We start from the raw sequence: 25,139 nt of genomic DNA, 5'->3' as shown, positions 1-25,139 counted from the left end.
CCAGAAGTGTCGGAGGTCGAGAACGACGCTAAAGTCAAAAGCACCCTCACCCCAGCCCTCTCCCGGAGGGAGAGGGGGCCGACCGAGATGTAATGGGGCTGGACATCGACCTGCACAACCGAGGTGATTGCAAGTTCAGGGCGGGAATCAACAGGTCGCCGAATGTCGAACGGATTCAGCGATGCTCGTTCAGGTCGGCGTAGTTCTTCAAGATTCCCCAATCGGTCCCCTCTCCCTCTGGGAGAGGGCTAGGGTGAGGGGCTCTTGATTTGCTCAGGCGTAATAGTCGACCGCGCTGGTACCGATGACGCTGGTAGTCTGCGCCGCCACTTCAGCGACAGTAGCCGGTGCCAATTCCTCATCCGCCGAATCCAAGCGGCCACCCGCAGCGCTGGTCCGGCCACTCTGCCCCTGCTGCGCCTGCTCCTGCCCTTGCTGCCCCTGCCAGCCACGGTTCTGGTCGGCGACGTTGACGTCGACCTGGCCCATGCCCTGCTGGTTGAACATGTCGCGCAGGCGGTGCATCTGGCTGTCGAGCGCTTCACGCACGCTCGGATGCGCGCTCATGAAGGTGACCTGGGTCTGCTGATCGGGAACCATGTTCACGCGGATATCCAGACGCCCCAGCTCCGCCGGCTGCAACTGAATGTCGGCGGCCTTCAGGTTGACGCTGGACAGGTACATCACGCGGTTGACCACTTCTTCGGTCCAGCCGCTCTGGTGCATGGCGATCGGCTGATTTACCGGCAGCGCATTGGCGGTTTTCGGCGTAGCGGCCTGGGTGAGTGCCGCCAGACGGTTGGCGAAGTCGTCGACGCGGGTGTCGCTGGTGGCGGATTTCAGGTCCTTCAGACCATCGTCGATCAACCCGCTGAAAGCTTTTTCGCCGCCCTGGCTGGTGCTGTCCTTGTCGGCCTGCACGTCGAGCATGCTGGCCATGCCGGCGGCAAAGTTCTGCGCGGCGGTCAATTCGCCGTCAGCCTGAGCTTGAGCAGGCGTGGCTTTCGGTTGCGCCTGGCTGGCGGCAGAAATATGCCCGCCCTGCTCCATCGCCATGCGCACGGCCGGCAGCGAATCGAGCGGGTCGGCTGTTGGATCAAATTCGCTGTCGGTGGCCGCCGGATCTTTGACCATGCCCGACACGACCGCCAATGCAGGCGTTTCGGTTTCCGGCTGGGCTGGCGTGGTGACTGTTGGTGCTTGCACCACAGGCGCTGCCACCAACGGCTGAACGACTTGCGCCAAGGCCGGATCAAGCGCCGGATCTACAGGCGCGGCATCGGCCACAGGGGTTTGTACCGTTTCAGTGGTGTCATCGGCAGTGGCAGTCGCGTCGTCGCTCGTCGCCGCTTTGTCGGCAGGCAACGCTTTGCCGCTATCGGCAACTGCTGGCTCGGGCGCGGCAGACTGATCTTCGCCGATATCCTTTTTGCCGCTGCTGTCCGCGACCTTGTCGCGTGCCGGCTTGACTGAATTGTCAGCACTCACGGCAGACTTGGCCGGCGCCTGATCGGCGAACACTTTGGCGAAGCTGGAGGCGTTGTCCCCGGCGTCTGCGGCCATTGCCGACGATTTGGCAGAGGCGGCTTGCGCCTTGGCCTGAGCGGCGGTCTGAAGAAGAATGTTGGGGGTCGCAGGCATGACACGGTCTCCGCTGCACTGGGATCGTAGGTACAGTTGAGCAAGATGACTGCAAGTGCCGGGCCAGTTTGGCCTGACACTTGCGAAAAGCGCCGTACGGCAGCTTCAGTGGATGTGGGCGTGGTGCTTTTCGCTTTCGTACACCGGGCGTACTTCGGCGAATTCGGAATGGATATCGGCCACCAGTTGAGCGAGCGCTTCCGGACTTTTGTCCTTGGCATTCGACTCAAGGTCCTGGCACAACTCGGCCAGTCGAACCGCGCCCATGTTGCTCGCGCTGCCCTTGAAGCTATGGGCTACATCGGATAGCGCTTTAGCGCTGGTGCTGTCCTGCAACTCGTGCAGGCGGCTTTGCGAATCTGCCAGAAAAGTCTCCAGCAATTCCGTATAGCCGTCCTCCATCACCTCGCGCAAAGTATCGAGGACTTCGCGATCTACATGTGTGTCTGTCACTTGCTCACTCCTTGATCAAGAATGGGCGGATTATGCCTCAATCTCCCAGAAAAACTCCACGCTGGCACTACGACCCTGGTCCGACCAACTGGCGTTGCGCCCCAGTTGCCGGACCAGCCCGATGCCGCGTCCCGACAAGCGGGCGTTATCCACGGGCCGCTCCATGACCCGCGCCACATCAAAGCCCTTGCCGCTGTCCTCGACGCGGATGACCAGCCGCCCGCCCTCGCCTTGCGGTTGCACCTGCAAATGCACGCGCACATAACCATCCTGCAGCGCCTCCAGCCGCGCCGCGCGCATTTCATAGTAGCGGGCGAAACCTGCCGCATCGCGTTTAAGGCTGGAGTCCAGCCCGAGCACGCCATGCTCCAGGCCATTGGAAAACAACTCGGCGAGCACGCTGTACAGCGCCCCGCTCTGCGCGCGCAGGCCATGCACCTCAAGCAGCAACTGCAAGAGGAACGGCAGCGGATTGAAGCGCCTGAGCGTGGCGCCGCGAAACTCGAAACTGGCCGACCAGTCCAGCGGGCACGACTGGCCGCTGTCGGAATACACCGGCGCCGCGCCGTGGGCCTGTGCCGACTCAAGCAGACTGACCTCGACCATGCTCACATCATCACGGGCCTGTCCGCGAAAATCGCGCAGTGCCTGTTCGATATCCTCGAACAGCCGATCCGGCTCGCGGTTCCCCGCAAACACCTGCTGCAAGCGCTCGACGCCGAACAACTGGTCATTGGCATCGCAGGTATCGATCACCCCGTCCGATAACAGAAACACCCGATCATCGACGGCCATCGGATACACATCCGTACGGTCATCGAAGGCTTGCGCGCTGAGAATCCCCAGGGGCAAATGCCGCGCCGGCAACGGCACGCGTTCGCCACTTGCCATGCGGTGCAAGTAACCGTCGGGCATGCCGCCGTTCCACACCTCCACCGAACGGCTCTGGAAACTCAGACTGAGCAACGTAGCGCAGCAGAACATGTCCACCGGCAGGATGCGTTTGAGCTTGGCGTTCATCTCGCGCAGGGTTTCGGCCAGGCCATAGCCCTTGGCGGTCATTCCATAAAACACTTCGGCCAGCGGCATCGCCCCTACCGCCGCCGGCAAGCCATGCCCGGTGAAATCGCCGAGCATGACGTGCATGTCACCGGCCGGCGTGTACGCCGCGAGCAGCAGATCGCCATTGAACAGCGCGTAAGGCGATTGCAGGTATCGGATATTCGGCGCACTCAGGCAACCGGAATGCGCGACCTTGTCGAACACCGCTTTGGCCACGCGTTGTTCGTTGAGCAGATAGTCGTGATGTCTGGCGATCAGATCGCGCTGTTGCAAGACCGTTGCCTGAAGGCGGCGCAAGCGATCCATCGCCTTGATTTTGGCGGCAAGTATCACTTGGTTGTACGGCTTCGCCAGAAAATCGTCGCCGCCAGCCTCCAGACACCGGGCCAGCGCTTCACTCTCGGTCAGCGAGGTGAGGAAGATGATCGGCACCAGCGCTTCACCCGCCAGTGCCTTGATCTGCCGCGCCGCTTCGAAGCCGTCCATCACCGGCATCAGCGCGTCCATCAACACCAGATCGGGCTGCTGCTCTTTGAACGTTTCGACCGCCTCGGCACCATTGGCCGCCGTCAGCACCTGATGGCCCTGACGGCGGACAATGGTCGACAGCAGCAGCCGGTCGGCGGCGCTGTCTTCGGCGATAAGAATGGTCAGCGGCTCTTGCGCCTGCATGGGCGTCAACTGATGTCGAAGAGCTTGTCGAAGTTGGAAATCGCGAGGATTTTCTTCACATCGGAGCTGCTGTTGACGACACGGATATCCGACTCGTCGCCACCGGCGTGATCACGCAGCAAAAGCAGCATGCCCAGCGCGGAGCTGTCGAGGTAAGTCGCCTCTTTGAGGTCGACCACGATGGATTCGGGTTTGTGTGGGAGCCGTTCATACGACTCGCGAAATTCCTGATGGCGACCGAAATCGAACCGGCCTTTGACGGCGATGGTGAGCTTTTTCTGGTCTGGAGAGACTTCTGTAACGACTGACATTGACTGGCTTCCTTGTCATTGACGAACCTGTACAAGGTGTAGCACCTGGATAGGGTTGGGGCAAGGCGCAACGGTGGAACAAGTGTGGGAGCGAGCCTGCTCGCGAAGGCATTCTGTCAGTTGACTACAGGGTTGACTGACACGGCGCTTTCGCGAGCAGGCTCGCTCCCACAGGGTTTGGCAGTGTGGTTTAGAAGGCATCACGCCGTGGCAAGCGCTGGGACAATTCATCCAGCAGCTTCTGCTCGCGCTTGTCTTCAAGGCGTTGCGCCTCGTCGCGATAGCGCTGCACCAGTTTGCGCAAACCCTCGACGCGGGCAAACGCCTGCTGCCACTCCTCACGCGCCTTGTCGAGTTTGTTCTGATGCCAGACCAGGCTCTGCCGTTGCTGGTCGACGGCGGTGTCGAGTTGCGCCAGAAAGCCCTGAAAGCCCAGCAGCCATTGCCCGGTCACGCCGGTGCTGCCGCGCACGATCCATTGCTGCGAGTAATCCAGACGAAAGGCATTGAGGTCGGCCAGTTTGCTTTCGGCAACTTTGACCTGGCCCTGAAAGTAGGCGAGGCGCTGCACGGCGGCTTTCTCGGCCTTTTCGGCCATGTCCACCACCGGTGCCAGGCGCGCGGCGCGGCTGACGGCCATGGCCGGTTACCCGCCCGCCGCAGGGGCGAACAGGGTTTCCAGATAGGCCTGGCTCTCACCCAGATTGATTTTGTCGTTGAGGCCTTGGCGCTGATACCTGACCAATTGTGGTTGCAGGGAAATCGCCAGATCGGTCTCGCGATCGCCACCGGCCACGTAGGCACCGACGCTGATCAGATCGCGGCTCTGCTGATAGCGCGACCACAACTGCTTGAAGTACTGCGCGCGCTGCATGTGATCCGGCGAAACCACCGCCGGCATCACCCGGCTGATCGAGGCTTCGATGTCGATCGCCGGATAGTGGCCTTCCTCGGCCAGGCGCCGCGACAGCACGATGTGGCCGTCGAGTACACCGCGCGCCGAGTCGGCAATCGGATCCTGCTGGTCATCGCCCTCGGACAGTACGGTGTAGAACGCTGTGATCGAGCCACCGCCCTTCTCCGCGTTACCGGCGCGCTCCACCAGTTTCGGCAGTTTGGCGAACACCGAGGGCGGATAACCCTTGGTTGCTGGCGGCTCACCGATGGCCAGAGCGATTTCCCGCTGGGCCTGGGCGAAACGGGTCAGCGAGTCCATCAGCAGCAGAACGTTCTTGCCCTTGTCGCGGAAATACTCGGCGATGCGCGTGCAATACATCGCCGCGCGCATACGCATCAGCGGTGCGTCGTCCGCTGGCGAGGCGACCACTACCGAACGTTTGAGGCCTTCTTCACCGAGAATGTGTTCGATGAATTCTTTAACTTCGCGACCACGCTCACCGATCAGGCCGACGACGATGATGTCGGCCTCGGTGAAGCGGGTCATCATGCCCAACAGCACCGATTTACCGACACCGGTACCGGCGAACAGACCCAGACGCTGGCCACGGCCGACCGTCAGCAAACCGTTGATGCAACGGATGCCGACGTCCAGCGGTACGCTGATCGGATCACGGTTGAGCGGGTTGATTGTCGGGCCATCCATCGGCACCCAGTCTTCGGCCTTCATGCCGCCCTTGCCGTCCAGCGCACGGCCGGCGCCGTCGAGGACACGGCCGAGCATGCTCATGCCCATCGGTAAACGACCGGTATCGGCCAGGGGCACCACGCGGGCGCCCGGGGCGATGCCGGCGACGCTGCCGACCGGCATCAGAAAGACTTTGCTGCCGGAAAAACCCATGACTTCCGCTTCCACCTGGGACGGGTGGTAGCTGTCGTCATTGATCACCATGCAACGGGTGCCCATGGCGGCGCGCAAGCCTTCGGCTTCGAGGGTCAGGCCGACCATGCGCAGCAGCCGACCTTCAAGGATCGGCGCGCCGGCAATCTCGGTGGCCTCGGCGTAGGTGCTCAGGCGCTTGGCGAAGCTGGTGCGTTCAAGGCGCATCGCTGGCGTCCGCGCGCGGCTCGTCAGAGTCGACAGCCACTGAGGTGTCTTCGGGAATGTCCAGACTCAAGTCAGGCGCTGCCGGATGCAAGGCCTGCTCGTGCAACTGGTCGAACAGCTTGGCCATGACCTGGGTCACCCGCGATTCGACACTGGCGTCGATGCGGCTGTGTTCGGTTTCAACCCGGCAGCCGCCCGGCAACAGCGACTCGTCTTCAACGATGCGCCAGGTTTCTTCGTGGCGTTCGCGCAGGGCTTTGACCTGGGCGAAATCCTGCGGATTGACGTACAGGCGCACGTTTTCCACGCCCAGCGGCAATAGCTTGAGGGCATCGCGCATTACGTGTTCGATCTGCGTTGAATCGATGGCCAGTTCGCGCTTGATCACCTGCTTGGTGATGTGTTGCACGAGGTCAACCAGCGACTTTTCAATCTGGGTGTCTTGCTCGGCGATCGGTTCGAACAGGTTGGCCATCAACAGCTCGAGGCTGGCGATTTTCGCCGCCAGCGCCGTTTCAGCCTCCTGACGCACCTTCAGCGTGGTGCTGTGAAAACCTTCCTTTTCGCCGATGGCGAAGCCCTCGTTGTAAGCCTCCTGACGGATGCTTTCGAGTTCTTCCAGAGTCAGTGGCTGGACTTCTTCCAGCGGCACTTCTTCCATTTCCGGCGGCTCGGGTTCCGGCTCCGGCTCGGGTTCCGGTTTCGGCGGGTCGAAGCTGGGCAGCGCCCAGGATTCGAAACCACGAACATCGCGGGCGCGGATCAGATCCGTCACAGACTCGTCAGGCTTATCCATGGGCTTAGATCATTTCCTCGCCGCCCTTGCCACCGAGCACGATCTCGCCGGCTTCGGCCATACGACGGGCAATGGTGAGGATTTCCTTCTGCGCGGTTTCGACGTCGCTGACGCGCACCGGGCCTTTGGCCTCGAGGTCGTCGCGCAACAGTTCGGCGGCACGCTTGGACATGTTCTTGAAGATCTTTTCCTTGACGCCTTCGTCCGAACCCTTGAGGGCCAGCACCAGCACATCGGAAGACACTTCGCGCAACAGCGCCTGGATGCCACGGTCGTCGACGTCGGCGAGGTTGTTGAAGACGAACATGAGGTCTTCGATCTGACCGGACAGGTCTTCGTCGACTTCGCGGATCGAGTCCATGAGCTGGCCTTCGATCGAGCTGTCGAGGAAGTTCATGATGTCGGCCGCACGCTTGATGCCACCCAGGGTGGTGCGCGAGGCGTTCGAATTGCCGGAGAACTGTTTCTCGAGAATCTGGTTGAGTTCTTTCAAGGCGGCCGGTTGCACGGTGTTCAACGATGAAACGCGCAGGATGATGTCCAGACGCACTTTGTGGTCGAAGTTGCCGAGCACTTCACCGGCCTGATCCGGGTCGAGGTACGCGACCACGATCGCCTGGATCTGCGGGTGTTCGTAACGGATCACGTCAGCGACCGCGCGCGGTTCCATCCATTTCAGGCTGTCGAGGCCGCTGGTGTTGCCACCGAGCAGGATGCGGTCGATCAGGCCGTTGGCCTTGTCTTCGCCCAGGGCCTGGGTGAGCATCTTGCGCACATAGTCGTCGGAACCGACGCCGAGGCTGGTCTGATCGCCGACGATGTCGACGAACTCGCTCATCACCTGCTCGACCTGTTCGCGATGGACGTTGCCCATCTGCGCCATGGCCACGCCGACGCGCTGAACCTCTTTTGGGCCCATGTGGCGCAGCACTTGCGCAGCATCGGTCGAACCCAGGGACAGCAGCAGAATCGCGGCTTTGTCGACCTTGGTCAGTTTGACGGCGGCGGCTCGGTTATCACTCATCTGCGTTAATCCACTCTTTTACGACCTGAGCCACGCGACCCGGGTCTTCAGCTACCAGACTCTTGATTGCATTCAGCTGCGCGTCATAACCCTCGCTCGGGCTCGGCAACAGAATGCTCTGCGGACCACCGAGGCTCACGCGGTCGTTGGCCAGTTCGCCGTCCAGGCCGCCCATGCCACCGAGTTCCACGTCGCTGCCCAGACCGGCCAGCTCCTTGCCTTTGCCACCGCCGGTGATGTTGTTGAGCACCGGACGCAGCACACCAAACACCAGTACGAGGATGAACAGCACACCCAGCACTTGTTTGACGATGTCCCAGAACCATGGCTGGGAGTAGAACGGAATATCGGCAATCACTTCGCCGCGTTCGGCGGAGAACGGCATGTTGATCACGCTGACGCTGTCGCCACGGCTGGCGTCGAAACCGACCGCGTCCTGCACCAGACGGGTGAAGCGCGCCAATTCGTCGGCGCTCCACGGCGCACGGCTGGTTTCACCGTTGGCCGGGTTGACCTTGACCTGATCGTCGACCACCACCGACACCGACAGGCGATTGAGACGGCCCTGCTGCTGCTTGGTGTGGCTGATCGAACGGTCGAGCTCGAAGTTCTTGGTCGATTGTTGACGCTTGTCCGCCGGGTACGGCGCGAGCATTGGCTGGCCAGTGGCCGGGTCCATGATCTGCTGTCCGTTGGCGTCAACCAGTGGCTGACCCGGCTGGATCATCCCGGCCGGTGCGGCGGTGCCACCGGTGGTCTGCGGCGCCGAGGCAGGCGCCGGCGGCTGGTTGCTCAGGGCACCCGGCACACCTTGCGGGCCATTGCTGGCGGTGCGTTGTTCGTTGACCGACTGCTCGCTGCGCAACGCCGGTTGGTCCGGGTTGAATTGCTCGGCAGTCGATTCGACGGCACTGAAATCGACGTCGGCCGAAACTTCAGCCTTGTAGCGATCGTTGCCCAGTACCGGTTGCAGAATGTTGTGCACGCGCTGGGTGAGCATGCTTTCCATGCGGCGGCTGTAATCGAACTGCTTGCCGGCCATGGTCATTTCCGAGTTCTCCGCCTGATCGGAGAGCAGGTTGCCCTTCTGATCGACGACGGTGATCTGCGATTTGCTCAACTCGGGCACGGAAGTCGCCACCAGGTTGATGATCGCCACCACCTGACCCGGCTCCAGCGAACGCCCGCTGTACAGCTCGACCAGTACCGAAGCGCTTGGCTTGCGCTCGTCACGGACGAACACCGAACTCTTCGGAATCGCCAGGTGCACGCGGGCACCCTTGACGTTGTTCAGGCTGGAGATGGTCCGCGCCAGTTCGCCTTCGAGGCCGCGACGATAACGGGTCGCTTCCATGAACTGGCTGGTGCCCAGACCCTGTTCCTTGTCGAGGATTTCGAAACCGATGTTGCCGTCGCTGGGAGTGACACCAGCGGCAGCGAGTTTCATCCGCGCACGGGACAGGTCGTCGGCCTTGACCAGCAAGGCGCCGGAATTGGGTTCTACGTTGTAAGGGATGTCAGCGGCGGCCAGGGTTTCCATGACCTGCTTGGCGTCCAGGCCGGCAAGGCTGCCGTACAGTGGACGGTAATCCGGCTGCTGCGACCACAGCACCACGGCAAAGCCAATCGCCACGCTCGCAGCCAGACCGACCAACAGGCCGACCTGACGCAGCACGGTCATCTGGGAAAGGTTTTCCAGAAAGGACAGGCCGAACAGCGGCGGTTTGCCGTCGATCGGGGTGGCCTTGGCCGGAACGTTATCAGCGACTGCTTCTGCCATGACTTATTTCGCCCTTAAACCGGCATCTGCATGATGTCTTGGTAAGCCTGGACCAGCTTGTTGCGCACCTGGGTCAGAGCCTGGAACGACACGCTGGCTTTTTGCGACGCAATCATGACGTCGGTCAGATCGACACCGCTCTTGCCGATCTCGAACGCGTTGGCCAGTTGAGTCGACGCCTGCTGGGTATCGCTGACTTTATTGATCGCCTGACCGAGCATGTCGGAAAAGCTGCTGCCCGCGATTTCAGGGACAGCGGCAGTCGATTTACGCGCAGACATGGCATCCACTTTCATGGCCTGCATGTCCATCATCAACCGATTAAATTCAATACCTTGGCTCATGGTCTACTCTCTTGGGCGGCCCGCAATTTTTTGACACTCACTCGGCGGGTACACAGGTATTAGCAACAAGGGTGCCAGCTAGTGGGCACCCTTCTGAGAAAAGCATCTGGAATGTTTTGCAGCATCGATCAGGTGGCGAACAGATAGCCTTCGACGTCCATCCCGGCATCGCGCATTTGCGCGAGCTTGTAGCGCAAAGTGCGCGGGCTGATGCCGAGCTTTTCGGCAGCCTCCTTGCGCCGGCCACGCTCGGCGCGCAGGGTGTCGATGATCATCTGAAACTCCCGGCGGCGCAGGTCATCGCCCAGGGCGCCGGAAGAATCCGCCTCGATTTCCACCTCGCGGATCACCGGTGCCGCGACCGGCAACGGCGCAAATGTCACCGCACCGCTCAGGCAAAAATCCTGCGGCTGAATCAAACCGCCCTGCTGCAGGATCAGCGCGCGCTGAATGGCGTTGTCCAGTTCACGCACATTGCCCGGCCACGGATATGCGGTCAGGCAGGCTTGCGCTTCGGGCGATAGCTTCGCTGCGGCGTGCTTCATTTTATTGACGTGTTTGGCCAACAACTTTTCCGCCAGCGGCAGGATATCGGCAGTGCGCTCGCGAAGTGGACGCCACGCCAGGGGGAAAACCGACAAGCGGTAAAACAGGTCCTCACGGAAGCGCCCCGCCGCCACTTCGCCGGCCAGATCGCGGTTGGTCGTGGCGACCACGCGAATATCCAGACTGATTGGCTTGCGCGCGCCCACTCGCTCCACTTCACGCTCTTGCAGCACGCGCAGCAGCTTCGCTTGCAGGCCCAGGGGCATTTCGGAAATTTCATCGAGCAGAATGGTGCCGCCGTCCGCCTGTTCGAACTTGCCGGCCTGCGAGGCGATAGCGCCGGTGAACGAACCTTTCTCATGACCGAACAGCGTCGCTTCGAGCATGTTGTCAGGAATTGCCGCGCAGTTGATCGCGATGAACGGATGACTGGCCCGCGGCGATTGTTGGTGAATGTAGCGCGCCAGCACTTCTTTACCGGTGCCGGACTCGCCGGAGATCAACACAGTCGAGTCACTGCGCGCGACCCGTGCCGCCAGCTCGAGCAACTGCGCACTGGCCGGTTCAACCGCGACGGGACCGTCCGCTTCGCCCACGTCGATACTGCCCAAGGCATGGCGCGCCACCAGATCGAGCAGCGCTTTGGGTTCGAACGGCTTGACCAGATAATCCGCCGCACCCTGGCGCATTGCATCGACCGCACGCTCGACCGCGCCGTGGGCGGTCATCAATAGCACCGGCAATTGCGGTTGGCGTGCGCGCAGCAACGCGAGCAATTGGTGACCGTCCATGCCCGGCATATTGACGTCGCTGACCACCAGGCTGAAGGCTTGCTGCGCCACGGCCGTCAACGCTTCTTCGGCGCTGCCGACGGCGTGATAGTCGTGGCCGGCGAGCAGCAGCGTATCGGCCAGCGCTTCGCGCAACGAACGGTCATCCTCGACCAGCAACACCTTGATGCCCATGACGTTTATTCAACTCCCTGTGCAGCGGAAAACAGCGGCAGACTGACCTGCGCGCAGGTGCCGCGCCCGACTCGCGAACGCAGGGTCAATTCTCCCTGATGCGCACGGGCCACCGCTTTGACCACGGTCAGGCCCAGGCCGGTGCCGGTGACTTTGGTAGTAAAAAAAGGCTCGCCGAGGCGCGCCAAAACTGTCGGCTCAATGCCGCTGCCGCTGTCGCTGACACACAGACGCAGGGTGTTGCCTCTGGTGTAGCAATGCACTTTCAGCCGCGCCTCGCCGGCGCTGGCCTGAATGGCGTTTTCAATCAGATTCAGCAGCGCGCCGACCAGCGTATCGCGGTTGCACAGCAGCTCACCGGCATGGCTGTCGCACTGCCAGCGAATTGGCAGATCCTGCACATGGGTCAACGCCGCTGCCTGCAGCGATTGCATCAGGGCATGGGGCGTAATGCGGTCGGTCAGCGGCAATTCACCGCGAGCGAACACCAGCATGTCGCGCACCTGATGTTCGAGTTCGTGCAGACGCTCTTTCAGGCGACCGGCAAAGCGTTGCTGGGTTTCCACCGGCAATTGCTGTTCAGTCAAATGACTGGCGTAGAGCAAAGCGGCGGACAGCGGCGTGCGAATCTGGTGGGCCAGCGAGGCAACCATGCGCCCCAGCGACGACAAACGCTCATGTCGTGCCAGTTGATCTTGCAGATGACGGGTTTCAGTCAAGTCATTGAGCAGCACCAACTGCCCCGGCTCGGCGTCCAGCGAGCGGGTGGCAATCGACAGGCGTCGACCATTTTTCAGGGAAATTTCATGACCGTCGTCTTCACGGGGAGCGAAGCAGCGTGCAATCACATGGCGCCATAGCTCGCCTTCGAGTGGCGAGCCAAGCAGATCGATGGCGGCCGGGTTGGCTTCGCGCACCAGTCCGTGTCCATCGATGACGATTACGCCGCCGGGCAACAGGTCGAGAAGGTTTTGCAGGCGATTGGCCAGGCGTTCTTTTTCCGCCAGCTCCTGCATGCGTTGGGCGCTGACCACGGCCAGCTCACCCTTGAGTTCGGTGACTCGCGCTTCGAGCAGGCTGTATGAGTCAGTCAGCTGACTCGACATCTGGTTGAACAGCTGGAAGGCCTGCTCAAGTCCCTGACGACTTGCCTGCTCTACGGACGAGGGTTGCCCCACGATATTGGAGGCAGAAGAGATCTGGGCGGCTTGGGGCATTGGGCTCTCTCGCTTGGCTGACCGTCAGTGAAACGGAACGTTGCGAGGGCTATAGCAATACCCGTGCCTAAAAAAAACCGCTTATAAATTAAGCGCTTGAAAAACAGGCGTCAATCATCCGCCTGTTCATCTCCTCCGGCCCGGCTCATGCCGTACTTGCGCATCTTCTCGACCAGGGTCGTGCGACGGATGCGCAGACGCTCAGCGGCGCGGGCAACAATGCCATTGGCGTCGTCCAGGGCTTGCTGAATCAGGCCCTGCTCCAGGCCACCGAGGTAGTCCTTGAGATCGAGGCCTTCCGGCGGCAGCAGTGCACTGGCGCTGAAGTCAGGCGTATGGCCGTTGATCGCGACGCGCTCTTCCAGATCACTGCGCAGGCTGTCGACCATCTGCTCGTCTTCGTCGTCGACGTAGCGGAATTTCTTCGGCAACTCGACCACGCCGATCACTCCGTACGGGTGCATGATCGCCATGCGCTCGACGAGGTTGGCCAGCTCGCGGACGTTGCCCGGCCAGCCGTGACGGCACAGCGACATGATCGCTGCCGAGTTGAAACGGATCGAACCGCGCTTCTCGTGCTCCATGCGCGAGATCAGTTCGTTCATCAACAGCGGGATGTCTTCGACGCGCTCACGCAGCGGCGCCATCTCGATCGGGAACACGTTCAGGCGATAGTAGAGGTCTTCGCGGAACGAGCCGATCTCGATCATGCTTTCGAGATTCTTGTGGGTTGCGGCAATGATGCGCACGTCGACGCTTTGCGTCTTGTTGCTGCCCACGCGCTCAAAGGTGCGCTCTTGCAATACGCGCAGCAGCTTGACCTGCATCGGCAGCGGCATGTCGCCGATTTCGTCAAGGAACAGCGTACCGCCGTTGGCCAGCTCAAAGCGCCCGGCACGGCTGGTGATCGCGCCAGTGAAGGCGCCCTTCTCATGGCCGAACAGTTCGCTTTCGAGCAGCTCTGCAGGGATCGCCCCGCAGTTGACCGGCACGAATGGCGCGTCGCGGCGCTTGGAGTGATAGTGCAGGTTGCGCGCGACCACCTCCTTGCCGGTGCCGGACTCGCCGAGGATCAGTACGCTGGCGTCGGTGTCGGCCACCTGCTGCATCATCTGCCGGACGTGCTGAATCGCGCGGCTGGTGCCGACAAGACTGCGGAAAAGATTGGGTTCGCGATGACGGCCGCGCTCGCGGGCCTGGTCGTACATTTCACGATAGACCTGGGCGCGGTGCAGCGAATCGAGCAATTTGCTGTAGCTGGGCGGCATTTCAAGGGTCGACAGGACGCGTCGACGCTGGTCTTCAGGCAGGTCAACGGAAGAATTATCGCCCATTAACAAAACCGGAAGGAACTCATCCCAGGTTGCGAGTGTCTTTAGCAAGCCCAAAAGCGCGCCAGGAGCATTGACCGTCCCGATCAGTACGCAAATGACCTCACGACTAGACGACAAAGAGCCGACTGCCTGCTGCCAGTCATGGCTGCCGCAGGGTAAATTTTCTTCGCCAAGAAAATTCAGAATCACCGCCAGGTCGCGGCGGCGGACGCTATCGTCATCGATCAGCAGAATTTTGGTTTCACGCCACATGCAATAGCAACTTCCCTAGTCAACTCAATGCCCGAAAAATAAGGCAAGCGAGACGCTTGCAGGACACCATGTGCCTGTAGACGCCCTAAACCTGATAATAGCCACTAGTTAAGTCAAAAAACCGTGCACAGTCAAATTTATGGCGCACATCTCTGGTTCAACTGACGGTTAATCAACCAAACAGATGGTAAACCTTTGCAGCCTTTTGCGCTTGGGTGATCTGCGACATCTCGTTGGCTATCGCCTGCCGCTCGCCCATTGCCACCTCGAGAAGCTCTTTGTAGACGAATAGCAGCTCCTCAAGGTTGTCGCGCAGTGCCACTTCGTCCAGCGAAGCTTCCGCCATGACGTCTTCCATGCAGGAACGGCAAGCCAGATCCAACTCACCAATGGCTTCCCAGTTTCGCTCGGCCAATGCTCCGACCAACGCTTCACGGGTATCGGCTATTCGCTGCAATACAAGACTCATGGTGATCTCCTTCAGAACTGCGGAGCCGGCACGGGCGCGATGGCGTCCCAGCCTTCTTTTACCGTTGTCAGCAGACCGGCCACTTCATCGAGGACACGCGGATCACTGCTGATGTTGGCCTCGGCGAGGCGCTTCATCATGTAGATGTACAGGCCATCCAGATCGGCCAGCGCCTCGGCGTTGTTCTCAAGATCGAGGCCTTCACGCAGGCCACTGACAATGCCGATGGCCTTGCTGATCGCCGTGCACTTGCCGGGAATATCCTTGCGTTCGATGGCGCCTTTGGCCTGCGCAATCCGGGCCAGTCCACCTTCCATCAACATTTGCACCAAACGGTGCGGGCTCGCTTCGGACGTCTGCGCATGGGCGCCGACTTTCTGGTACTGCCGAAGGGCTAACATCGGGTTCATGTTCTACCTCATTGCCACGTTGACTCGTATAACCAGTGTATCGCCAACCGGTCCGAAAACTTTAGATCAAAAGACAAAAACCCGGCGCACGCCGATAAAGCGTAGCCGGGTTTTTGTCGTTACTGACTGTTACTTCGCGGACTGCTGAGCGTTCAGCGAGCTGAAGAACGACGTGATGTTGCTCGCCGTTGCCTTCATCTGGCCTACCAGCAAGTCCATGGCGTTGTACTTGGCAGTCAATGTCGTCGTCAGGTTAGCCACACGCAGATCCAGCGCCGCCTGCTGCTTTTGCAGGCTCGATGTCAGATTAGTCAGGTTGGAACTGCGCTGATCGAGCAGCCCACCAGTCTTGACGTACGGATCAACCGCTGCAGTCATACGCGCCAACAGACCATTCTTGGAATCGGTGCCGCTGAAGAGCTGCTGAACCTGGCCAGCCATGCCCGGAGTTTCCATCCGCTTGTTGAACACCGCCGTATCGAGCGTCAGCAAACCGGTTTTGCTATCGGTCAATACGCCCATCTGCGAGAGCACGGACAATTGCCCCGCTCCGCCCGCCCCCGGATCTGTCAACTGAGCACGCACGTCCGCCATCAACGAACGCGGCAGAGCGTCACCGGTAAACGCCGCCGAAACGGTCAGATTGCCGTCGGCATCCGGCGTTGCCTTGGACAAGGTGTCGATGGTTTTCTTCAGGGTGTTATAGGAATCGATGAACGATTGCAGCGATGTCTGGATGCCGGCGGTATTGGTCGCAACCGAAACGGTCGCTGGCGTTGCGACGCCATTGACCAATGGACTGGCAGCAGTCAGGTTAAGCGTCATGCCGCTGATTGCACCGGTCACGGTATTGGTCTTGCTGGTAACGGCCAGGCCGTCGATGGTCAGACTGGCATCCATCGCCAGCTTACCGACGGCTCCGGACGCACCGGCCGCCGGGCTGCTGCCCATTTCCTGGGTGCCATCGATCTCCAGACCAGCGATCCCGCTGACCTTCAGGTCCATGCCGGCGCCCGTCTTGTTCGAGCTGAGCACCAGTCGCGACGAACCGGTGCTGTCGGTCACGATGTTGGCCGAAATACCGTTGCTGGCCTGCGCGGTGTTGATCGCATCACGCGTGGACTGCAAGGTGGCATTGGCCGGAATCGCGACATTGTAATCAATGCCATTCTGACTGATTTTCAGAGTACCACTCGGAATGGCACTGGCGGCCCCGCCGGCGAAGGCGGCACTGGCGACTTTCGAGCCGGTGGCCAGATTTTTCACAACAACGCTATAGGTACCCGGTACGGCGGTTTTATCCGATGTGGCACCGACAACAGTCGGCGTGTCCGAAGTCGCAGTAAAACCGGCAAACGCCGGGCTCGTTGCCTTGTTCAGATCACCCATTGCTTTCTGGTATGCCGCCAATGCGCTTTTCAGCGAACCGACACCGGAAATCTTCAGGCTGTTGGTTTTGGTCGCAGTATCGATCTGCGTCTGCTTGGCAGACTTGTCGGCGTTGACCAGCGCGGTCACGATCGCGCCGATGTCCAGGCCGGAACCCAGTCCGGAACCCGGTAGAATTGGACTTGCCATGTGCATCTCCCTTCAGATTGCTGCCATTCTTTTGACCGTTACACGCGTCCTGAGAACGAACAAACACTATTCATGCCATTTATCAGACTTTGGCGTCGAACAATACATGACTTGCATTGGCGAGGCTGTCGGCCAGTTTGAGGGCTTCGGCGGAAGGAATCTGTCGAACGACTTCACCCGTTTCGCTCGCAATCACCTTGACGATGACCTTGCCGGAATGCTCGTCGATCGAGAACTCCAGATTACGCTTGATCGACTGGACGAACTTTTCTATCTCTTGCACCGCCAGTTTCAACTTGGCGCCGTCCGCATCCTGATCCTTGGCAGCGACCGGCGCTTCAGTCTTTTGGACTTTAGGCAGCTCTGACGGTTTGTCAGCAACCGGTGGCACTGGCTTGGGAGCCGGATAAGACACGTTAAGCTTTACGCTCATGTCCATGCCCATCACCTCTTAACGTAAAAAAGCGAGAGAGCACGACAAGCGCACTCCCCCGCTTAAACTCATTCCGAAATTACTGAAGCAGCTTCAGTACAGCGGAAGGCAGTTGGTTGGCTTGAGCCAGTACGGAGGTCGAAGCTTGCTGCAGAGTCTGCTGCTTGGTCAGGTTAGCAGTTTCAGCGGCGAAGTCGGTGTCCTGTACACGACCCTGAGCAGCGGTGGTGTTTTCAGTGATGTTCTGCAGGTTCTGGATGGTGCTGGTCAGACGGTTTTGCGAAGCACCCAGGCTGGCGCGGGTAGCACCGATGTTAGCGATAGCTGCGTCGATTGCAGTGATCGCGCTGTCGATGGCGACGGCAGCGTCAGAAGGGCTGGCGCCAGTCAGTACAACGGTGCCGCTGCCAACCGACAGGCTGACGGCGTCGAACTTGGAGCTCAGTACCAGGTCGATGTGGTTAGCCGAACCGGTGTTTGCGCCCACTTGCAGGGTCACAGTGCCAGCCGAACCGTCCAGCAGGTTTTTGCCGTTCAGGTTGGTCGAAGCCGAGATACGGGTGATCTCGTCGGACATCTGAGCGAATTCAGCGTTGGTAGCGGTCTGGTCAGCAGTGCCGTTGGTACCGTTACGGGCTTTAACAGCCAGTTCACGCATACGCTGCAGGATGTCGGTAGTAGCTTGCAGAGCGCCTTCAGCGGTCTGGGCAACGGAGATACCGTCGTTGGCGTTCTGGATGGCCTGGGTGTTACCGCGGATCTGCGAGGACATACGGTTGGAGATCTGCAGGCCAGCGGCGTCGTCTTTGGCGCTGTTGATTTTCAGGCCGGAAGACAGGCGCTGCATCGAAGTGGACAGAGCGTCGGAAGCGCGGTTCAGGTTTTTCTGAACGTTCAACGATGTGGTGTTGGTGTTTACTGTTAAAGCCATGACGAATTCCTCGTTGGTTGGGTACTGCGGCTTCCGGCCCTGGCAACCGCCGGGTATGGCCTAGAGAACCTTCGTAATAGTTATCGTCGGGATTGCAGGTTGCTTGAGGGCTTTTTGAAAAAATTTTGCCATCACCACGCCACCCCCGAGAAAACAAAGACTTAGCAGCACATCCAGCGCGAAAAAATGACGTCATAAAACCGCCTGCAACCCAAAGCCGCGGGCCAGCGCTGCGCAGCGGTTCAACGCCTGACAGTTTCCAGCAATTCGACCAGTTCGTATTCCATATAGTCAGCCAGGCCCAACCAGTCCTGGCGCTCCTGACAGTCGAGCATTTGCGTGAGCACCTGTGCCCACGCCTGCTGGATATCCACTGAGGCAGACGCCAGACATTGCTGGGCCTGTTCGAATACATCGACCATCGTCAGTGCCGCCTCAACGTCACGCCCAAGGCGAAACAACGCGGCGCACTGACGACACTGATCCTGACACTGACTCAGCGCACTCATTGCGCGAACTCCGGATTGAAAGCGGTCCCGGCAATCGATGCACCGGCGCGGCTGCTGTTGAGAAATTCGACCTGTGGATGCGCGGCGATATAACGCTCCAGCACACACAGATAGCCGCGAAAATTAAGCTGAGTGCTGACGCGCTGACCGTGGCCATCGCGCACCCAGTGCCGCGCCTGGGCCAGCGGCGGGCCCAGATCGCCGTCGTCCCAACCGGCGTGGGTCTTGTTCATCGGGAAGGCGAAGTCGGCGCCAAACAGAGTGATTCGACTCGCGCCCATTTTTACCGCGAGATCCACCGCCGGATGAATCACGCTGCCGCCGACGTGCAGCTCACCGCGTGGATACTGTTCTCGCAGGTCGCTGTAGATCGGGCTGGCCGAATAGCCGCCATAACGCTTGCCCTTCCATGCCTTCAATACCTGCGGATCGCTCATCGGCAAGTACACCAGCGCAATGTTCTCGGACGCCTCGCACGGCAGATGCCGAAAGCCGATGCGCTGATCGATGCTCACCACCAGATCAGGCTCGATGCCGTGCTCACGCAATGGCCGATAGGCCGTATCAACGCAGATGAACAACGGCCGCTCAGCAAGCTGACGGATCGCCGCCAGACGTTCGAAATGCTGCTCCAGCGTCGGTCCGGTGGCGATCACGTAGATGTCACGTCCAGCGCAACTGCCGAACAACTGCGCGACATCGTCATCGCCAAGCACCACCGGCAGACATTCCTGCAAGCGTTGCTGGATTTCCGGTGACTGCGGATCGAAATCGCGATTGTTGAATGTCAGGTGCACTTCATTGATCAGCCGGTCGCGGACCTTTGCATTGAAGTCATCGGCCAGCAGCATCTCGGCGGGCAAGGCAAAGAATGGCGTGAAGAAGTCCGGGTGATCACCGGCGTAAAACAGCGCGACCCGAGAATCCTGCAGCCACTGGCGCTGATCGAGCAACTGCAGCACCAGCGCAAAGAGCGCGCCATTGAGGATGTGTACGTACAGTTTTTCCAGGCCTACGCGCTCGAGCAGCACGCCTGGCAAGTCGCCCAGGCCAGTGCCATAAACGTGAAGTTGCGGTTTTTCCGGCAGGCTCGCCGCCTGGATCTGCGCCTCATGCAGACGATCATGGCGACTGGTCAGCTGAATGCCATCGACGCTCAGCGTCGAGCCCAGTCCTTGCACGAGTTCGGCCTGCACGGACGCGCTGTCTTCAGCCATCAATCGCTCGAACAGCGCCGGCCAGCGCCGTTGCAACACCTCGGCATTGGCTTGGAAAAACTCGCTCATGGCGCCTCGCGCTCCTTCTCGGGCAAAAAAATAGCGTTCAAGGTTAACCTTGAACGCTATTTTTGTATCAGTGCTTTTTGCTCGGGCTTACGGACGATAGATGATCGCCGAGCCCCACGACAGACCGACACCAAAACCGCTCAGCGCAACGCGCTGCCAGTCGGAATCAACCACGTGTTTTTCCAATAGCAATGGAATGCTCGACGACACGGTGTTGCCGGTTTCGACCATGTCCTTGATGAACTTCTCCGGTTCGCCTTCGAAGCGTCGCGCCACGGCGTCGACAATCGCCGCGCTGCCCTGGTGAATGCAGAATGCGTCGATGTCATCGGCCTTGAGATTGGAATCGTCGAGCAGCTCGTGCAAGTGCGCCGGCACTTTCAGCAATGCGAAGTTGAACACCTGACGACCGTTCATGAAGAACACGCCGTTGCTGACTTTCAAGTGCGGTGCGCCGGAACCGTCGGTGCCGAACTTGGCCTTGCCCAGCGCCCAGGTCGGGTTTTCGCCCATCCACGTAGCGGTGGCGGCATCGCCAAACAGCATGGTGGTGTTGCGGTCTTCCGGGTCAACGATTTTCGAATACGGGTCAGCGGTGATCAGCAGGCCGTTCTTCAGGCCGGCGGCTTCCATGAAGCCCTTGATCGCGTAGATGCCGTAGACGTAACCGGAGCAGCCCAATGAGATATCGAACGCTGCGACATTGGTCGGCAGGCCGAGCTTGTCCTGGACGATTGCTGCTGTGTGCGGCAGGCCTTCTTCATCACCGTTCTGAGTGACGACAATCAACGCGTCGATCGATTCACGTTTCAGTTCAGGATTGCTGGCAAACAGCGCATTGGCCGCTTCCACGCACAGGTCGGAAGTTTCCTGCTCAGCGTCTTTGCGCGGCAGGAACGCCGAACCGATCTTGCCAAGGATGAACTCTTCATCCTTTTCGAATTTTGCACCTTGTGCGTAATTGTCCACGCCGGCTACAGGAACGTAGCTCGCAATGCTTTTTATGCCAATCATTACGGCTTCCCAATAAAAAACAGCCCAAAACCACCGCTCGCAAGGATTCGAGGGGCGCCGACAAACAGAAAACGGCCGCCACAACGGGCAGCCACGGGAAGCGCAAAGGGCTATCACTGGAACCGCAAAACGGGCCAGGCGCCATCTCCCCGGTCAATACAATACAGTGAAGATGCGCGTTATGACTCGCAGGTCACGCTATTTTGCCGAATCGATGGCAGATTGGCTTATTCGATCAACGACCAGTCGAGCGGCGTACCGCGCTTGATCGCGGTGCGCGCACGGCGTCCGAGGACGGCTTCGGTGTGCTTGGGCGGCAGACCGAGACCGGGGCGAATGGCGCGCAGATTGTCCCCGGTAAAGGCTTCACCAGCGACCATGTCAGCGGTGACATACAGCGACCGGCGATAGACCAGCGACTTGCGCTCGGCCTCGGTCGGACCGTACTGAACATGCCCCATCGCCCGCCAGGCTCGCTCGGTTTCGACGACCAGACTGGCCAGCTCCGCAGGCTCCAGGGAGAAACTCGCGTCCACGCCACCGGCGGAACGGTCGAGGGTGAAATGCTTCTCCACCACGGTCGCGCCCAGCGCCACTGCGGCCACCGACACGCCAACGCCCATCGAATGATCTGACAGCCCCACCTCGCATCCAAACAACTCACGCAGATGCGGGATCGTGCGCACGTTGCTGTTGAGGGGCGTGGCCGGATAGGTGCTGGTGCACTTGAGCAACACCAGACTCTTGCACCCGGCCTCGCGTGCGGCACGCACGGTTTCATCCAGCTCAGCAATACTCGCCATGCCGGTGGAGATGATCAGTGGTTTGCCGGTCGCTGCCACTCGACGGATCAACGGCAGATCGGTGTTTTCAAAACTGGCAATCTTGTACGCCGGCACTTCAAGGCTTTCGAGAAAGTCTACCGCGCTGTCATCGAACGGCGTCGAGAACGCGAGCATGCCCAACTCCTTGGCCCGAGCAAAAATCGGCGCATGCCACTCCCACGGCGTATGGGCTTTTTCGTAGAGATCGTAGAGCGACGTGCCGGCCCACAGACTGCCCGGATCCTTGATGAAGAATTCGCCTTCAGCCAAATCCAGGGTCATGGTTTCGGCGGTGTAGGTTTGCAGCTTCAACGCATGCGCCCCGGCCTTGGCTGCCGCCTCGACGATTTGCAGAGCCACCTCCAACGACTGGTTATGATTGCCACTCATCTCGGCAATGATGAACGGCGGCGCATCGGCACCGATGGTGTGCTGGCCAATCTTGAAACTAGACATGCGGGTGATCCTTCAGAACACGGCTGAACGCGCAGGTCTCTTGAGTGAACCCGGCGTCGCGGAAGACTTTCAATGAGGACTGATTGGCGGGCATGACCCGGGCAGTAATGCGCGTCAACTGCGGCCAGTGCGCAGCGACAAACGCTTCGCCACGGCTGAGCACTGCCCTGCCCCAACCGAGGCCGAAACGCCCCTCCAGCAGATAGATCGACACTTCGGCATCGAACCCGCGCAAGTCGTAGCGCAGCACCCCGACCGGGCCGTCATCCGCCTCGGCAATCAGCAGCAGCCGCTGCGGATTGCGCAGACTCGCCGTCAACCAGTTCAGATGCTGCGCCCAATCGATGACGCCGATTTCCAGCGACCAGCGCCGTACCGCTTCGGCATTGCGTCCATCGAACAGCAACTGCGCATCGTCCAGCGTCGCCGGGCGCAACTTGAGCACCGCACCGGCCAGCGTTGCCGCCACACGCTCGGCACCGCGACCGTCGACCAGTTGCCGCGAGCGCTCGGCGAGGCTGCGGCGTAGAAAATGATTGTTCACGATGAATCCGACCGCATCACGCAACTGCTCGACGCTGACCTGCTCGCGGGCGCCCATGAACACATGCGCACCGGCTGCGGCCATGACTTCGCCGTTGGCCTGCTGATTGTTCGCCACGGCGATGCAGATGGTCGGCAAACCCAGCGCCGCGCGCTCCCAACTGGTGCCGCCGCCAGCGCCGATAAACAGGTCGGCCTCAGTCATGCGCTGATGGAAATCGCTGACGAAACTGTGCAGGCGCCAGTTCGGTCGCGTCTCGGCCAACGCTTGCATCTGCGTCCACGCCGGGTTGTCGGCGCCAGCGACGAAATCCACCTGCAACTCAGTGAAATCAGCCAGCGCCAGCATCGCGTGATGGGTCTGCCTCGCCGCGTCGAAACCGCCGAAATTCACCAGCACGCGGCGGGCCTTCGGTTTGATCTCGATGGCCTCGCAGTTGAATTCTTCGCGCAGCATGGCGTAGCGCGGGCCGAGCAAGGTGCGACAGCCTGGCGGCAGCAGCGGCGCGTAGTTTTCACTCAAGCCAGAGAGGTTCTGATTGAGCAGCAGATCGACGCTGTAGCGCCGCGTGGCCAGATCATCCACGGCGGCGATTCGGTGCGCCCAGCGCCGGGCAGCGGTTTGCCAGTGATGATCGAGGCCATAATGGTCGACGATGATCCAGTCGAACGGTGCCTGCCCGTCCAGCAGCAGGCCCAGTGCATCAATATCGAACTGCCACGGCAACATCGATTCGATAGCCTGCAGCGGGTCTTCATCACGATAGCGCTCGGGCAGCGCGAAGGTCTCGAAGCCTTCGGCATTCAAGGCTTCCAGTCGATGCCCCGGCAAACGCCGACAGGCAAATGCGACATGACTGCCCTGCCGGCGCAGCACCCGCGCCAGCGTCAGGCAACGGGCGATGTGGCCGCTGCCAATGGTTGGCGAGGCGTCGGCGCGGATCAGCACTCTCATTGCAATTCTCCGCCGGCCTTGAGCGCGGCGTACAGGTATTCGGCGCGTTTCAAGTCCTCGGGGGTGTCGATGTCCTGGACCAGATATCGCGGCAGAATCACCGGCAGGCTGGCTGGCGAATACAGCACATCATCGCGCAACCATGCCGCGCTGCGGCCCCAGTAAAACTGCCCGGCATCCTGAAACGCCTCGGGCAAGTCCTGCGAACGAGTATTGCGAAACTCGGGATACAACGCCGTCAAGGCGCCGTCCCCGTCGACTGTCAGTGCACGCTGTACCGGAAACGCGAAATCGCAAACCGAGAATGCAAATGATCGATGCGGATGCTGCTCCAGCAACTCCAGACCCTGACGCAGATAACGTGCCTGCAACAGCGGCGCAGTGGCGTAAATGCAGCAAGCGAAATCGAAGGACGGCAGCTGCTGCAGTGCGTGCACGATGACCGCCGCAGTGCCGGTATAATCATCGGCCAGATCGGCCGGGCGCATGAACGGTACCTGCGCACCGTGCGCCCTCGCGATGTCGGCAATTTCGACATCGTCGGTGCTGACCACGACCTGCTCGAACAAGCCTGAATCCAGCGCTGTGCGGATCGAGCGGGCAATCATTGGCACGCCGTCGAACGGCAAGAGATTCTTGCGCGGAATACGCTTGCTGCCGCCACGGGCGGGGATGATTGCAACGTTGCTCAAGGGCGTTTTTCCAACAGGAACCAGGTGATGTCATCGGCCGGAAATTGCCGATCACGGTGATAGACGAAGCCATAGTCGAGCAGTTGCAAATCGGCATAGCGATCAAGCATTTCCCCGGCAAAATCGCGCTTGAACAGCTTGCCGCTGTTACCGCGGTAAGCGATTTCCATCGGTGCCGGATTGTAGTACTCGGCGATCAGGATGTAGCGCTGGCTCAGCTCGTACAGCTGCGCATAGGCGCGCGGCAACAGCTCGGGAGCCAGATGGATCAGCACGCCTTTGCTCAGGGTCAGATCGTAGCGGCGCTCGACAGGAAAATCGAACAACGAGCCGTGCCAGATTTGCGCGATGTTCAGCGCCTGCGCCTGCGCGCACGCGCTTTCGTTGATCTCGACACCAAACAGTTCGCAACGCGGCAATAACTGACGCAATGCCTGCAAATTGTTGCCGGCGTTGGTACCCAGCTCCAGCAGACTGTCGACGCGACCCGCCCGGCTCAGCGCTTTGGCGAAAAACCCTAGATTGCCCGCCACCAGCGCCTGGCCGACATTGCGCTCAACGTAATGGTTGCCGAACTCACCCTGCCAGAATCTTTCCTGCTCGCTCAGATCGCGCATACACAGTCTCGTCTACCGCC

Annotated in this window: 25 protein-coding genes; all 25 read right to left on the bottom strand. The window is 60.5% G+C overall.

Annotated elements, in window-relative coordinates; genetic code table 11:
* Positions 1-273: 273 nt before the first annotated feature.
* The 25 genes from HU724_RS08395 to HU724_RS08275 all read right to left on the bottom strand — a co-directional run bounded on the left by HU724_RS08395 (position 274) and on the right by HU724_RS08275 (position 25,119).
* A complete protein-coding gene (locus tag HU724_RS08395) occupies positions 274-1,641 on the bottom strand; it encodes a flagellar hook-length control protein FliK (RefSeq protein WP_186565989.1) in 1,368 nt (455 codons plus the stop codon).
* A 105-nt stretch (positions 1,642-1,746) separates the two neighbouring features.
* A complete protein-coding gene (locus tag HU724_RS08390) occupies positions 1,747-2,094 on the bottom strand; it encodes an Hpt domain-containing protein (protein WP_130901802.1) in 348 nt (115 codons plus the stop codon).
* Between the two features lie 30 nt (positions 2,095-2,124).
* Complete coding sequence (locus HU724_RS08385; protein ID WP_186565992.1) at positions 2,125-3,828, bottom strand: ATP-binding SpoIIE family protein phosphatase; 1,704 nt, start codon at positions 3,826-3,828, stop codon at positions 2,125-2,127.
* Between the two features lie 5 nt (positions 3,829-3,833).
* Entirely contained in the window at positions 3,834-4,139 is a 306-nt protein-coding gene (locus HU724_RS08380) for an STAS domain-containing protein (RefSeq protein ID WP_016771075.1), read from the bottom strand.
* Positions 4,140-4,329: 190 nt separating this feature from the next.
* On the bottom strand, positions 4,330-4,779 hold the full coding sequence (gene fliJ / locus HU724_RS08375) for a flagellar export protein FliJ (protein WP_016771076.1): 450 nt from the start codon (positions 4,777-4,779) through the stop codon (positions 4,330-4,332).
* 6 nt (positions 4,780-4,785) lie between these two features.
* Positions 4,786-6,144: a flagellar protein export ATPase FliI gene (fliI, locus tag HU724_RS08370; RefSeq protein WP_016771077.1), complete on the bottom strand. Its 1,359-nt coding sequence runs from the start codon at positions 6,142-6,144 to the stop codon at positions 4,786-4,788.
* Positions 6,134-6,940: a flagellar assembly protein FliH gene (gene fliH, locus HU724_RS08365; protein ID WP_186565994.1), complete on the bottom strand. Its 807-nt coding sequence runs from the start codon at positions 6,938-6,940 to the stop codon at positions 6,134-6,136. Before fliH ends, fliI begins: the two co-directional genes overlap by 11 nt.
* Before the next feature lie 4 nt (positions 6,941-6,944).
* Positions 6,945-7,964: a flagellar motor switch protein FliG gene (gene fliG / locus HU724_RS08360; protein ID WP_039761172.1), complete on the bottom strand. Its 1,020-nt coding sequence runs from the start codon at positions 7,962-7,964 to the stop codon at positions 6,945-6,947.
* Complete coding sequence (gene fliF / locus HU724_RS08355; RefSeq protein WP_133340562.1) at positions 7,957-9,744, bottom strand: flagellar basal-body MS-ring/collar protein FliF; 1,788 nt, start codon at positions 9,742-9,744, stop codon at positions 7,957-7,959. The genes fliG and fliF overlap by 8 nt, the downstream gene beginning before the upstream one ends.
* A gap of 14 nt (positions 9,745-9,758) precedes the next feature.
* Positions 9,759-10,088 carry a flagellar hook-basal body complex protein FliE gene (gene fliE / locus HU724_RS08350; RefSeq protein WP_016771081.1) on the bottom strand — a complete coding sequence of 110 codons (330 nt, stop codon included), beginning with the start codon at positions 10,086-10,088 and terminating at the stop codon, positions 9,759-9,761.
* A 128-nt stretch (positions 10,089-10,216) separates the two neighbouring features.
* Positions 10,217-11,599 (bottom strand): sigma-54-dependent transcriptional regulator, encoded by a 1,383-nt coding sequence (locus HU724_RS08345; protein ID WP_186565996.1) that lies wholly within the window; start codon positions 11,597-11,599, stop codon positions 10,217-10,219.
* A gap of 5 nt (positions 11,600-11,604) precedes the next feature.
* Entirely contained in the window at positions 11,605-12,816 is a 1,212-nt protein-coding gene (locus HU724_RS08340) for a sensor histidine kinase (RefSeq protein WP_186565998.1), read from the bottom strand.
* A gap of 110 nt (positions 12,817-12,926) precedes the next feature.
* Positions 12,927-14,402, bottom strand: a complete 1,476-nt coding sequence (locus HU724_RS08335) for a sigma-54 dependent transcriptional regulator (RefSeq protein ID WP_016771084.1) — start codon at positions 14,400-14,402, stop codon at positions 12,927-12,929.
* Positions 14,403-14,574: 172 nt separating this feature from the next.
* Positions 14,575-14,871, bottom strand: a complete 297-nt coding sequence (gene fliT / locus HU724_RS08330) for a flagellar protein FliT (protein ID WP_016771085.1) — start codon at positions 14,869-14,871, stop codon at positions 14,575-14,577.
* Positions 14,872-14,882: 11 nt separating this feature from the next.
* The gene (gene fliS, locus HU724_RS08325; protein ID WP_041479013.1) at positions 14,883-15,281 is read right to left on the bottom strand and encodes a flagellar export chaperone FliS; all 399 of its coding nucleotides are present in this window, start codon (positions 15,279-15,281) and stop codon (positions 14,883-14,885) included.
* Positions 15,282-15,410: 129 nt separating this feature from the next.
* Positions 15,411-16,859 carry a flagellar filament capping protein FliD gene (fliD, locus tag HU724_RS08320; RefSeq protein ID WP_122611581.1) on the bottom strand — a complete coding sequence of 483 codons (1,449 nt, stop codon included), beginning with the start codon at positions 16,857-16,859 and terminating at the stop codon, positions 15,411-15,413.
* Positions 16,860-16,941: 82 nt separating this feature from the next.
* Positions 16,942-17,298 (bottom strand): flagellar protein FlaG, encoded by a 357-nt coding sequence (locus tag HU724_RS08315; RefSeq protein ID WP_024012099.1) that lies wholly within the window; start codon positions 17,296-17,298, stop codon positions 16,942-16,944.
* Positions 17,299-17,371: 73 nt separating this feature from the next.
* Positions 17,372-18,223 carry a flagellin domain-containing protein gene (locus tag HU724_RS08310; protein WP_073472782.1) on the bottom strand — a complete coding sequence of 284 codons (852 nt, stop codon included), beginning with the start codon at positions 18,221-18,223 and terminating at the stop codon, positions 17,372-17,374.
* Between the two features lie 242 nt (positions 18,224-18,465).
* Complete coding sequence (locus tag HU724_RS08305; RefSeq protein ID WP_186566000.1) at positions 18,466-18,732, bottom strand: DUF8042 domain-containing protein; 267 nt, start codon at positions 18,730-18,732, stop codon at positions 18,466-18,468.
* Positions 18,729-20,018, bottom strand: a complete 1,290-nt coding sequence (locus HU724_RS08300; protein ID WP_186566002.1) for a motility associated factor glycosyltransferase family protein — start codon at positions 20,016-20,018, stop codon at positions 18,729-18,731. Before HU724_RS08300 ends, HU724_RS08305 begins: the two co-directional genes overlap by 4 nt.
* 87 nt (positions 20,019-20,105) lie before the next feature.
* The gene (locus HU724_RS08295) at positions 20,106-21,032 is read right to left on the bottom strand and encodes a ketoacyl-ACP synthase III (protein WP_122611584.1); all 927 of its coding nucleotides are present in this window, start codon (positions 21,030-21,032) and stop codon (positions 20,106-20,108) included.
* Between the two features lie 227 nt (positions 21,033-21,259).
* Entirely contained in the window at positions 21,260-22,312 is a 1,053-nt protein-coding gene (gene pseI / locus HU724_RS08290) for a pseudaminic acid synthase (RefSeq protein WP_186566004.1), read from the bottom strand.
* Positions 22,305-23,810, bottom strand: coding sequence for a UDP-2,4-diacetamido-2,4,6-trideoxy-beta-L-altropyranose hydrolase (gene pseG / locus HU724_RS08285; protein WP_186566006.1), 1,506 nt, complete (start codon positions 23,808-23,810; stop codon positions 22,305-22,307). The genes pseI and pseG overlap by 8 nt, the downstream gene beginning before the upstream one ends.
* On the bottom strand, positions 23,807-24,502 hold the full coding sequence (gene pseF / locus HU724_RS08280) for a pseudaminic acid cytidylyltransferase (protein ID WP_186566008.1): 696 nt from the start codon (positions 24,500-24,502) through the stop codon (positions 23,807-23,809). The genes pseG and pseF overlap by 4 nt, the downstream gene beginning before the upstream one ends.
* Entirely contained in the window at positions 24,499-25,119 is a 621-nt protein-coding gene (locus HU724_RS08275) for a pseudaminic acid biosynthesis-associated methylase (protein WP_186566010.1), read from the bottom strand. Before HU724_RS08275 ends, pseF begins: the two co-directional genes overlap by 4 nt.
* Positions 25,120-25,139: the final 20 nt, after the last annotated feature.

It is taken from the genome of Pseudomonas iranensis, assembly GCF_014268585.2.
Classification (GTDB): Bacteria; Pseudomonadota; Gammaproteobacteria; order Pseudomonadales; family Pseudomonadaceae; genus Aquipseudomonas; species Aquipseudomonas iranensis.
This window is presented reverse-complemented; position numbering and strand designations above follow the sequence as displayed.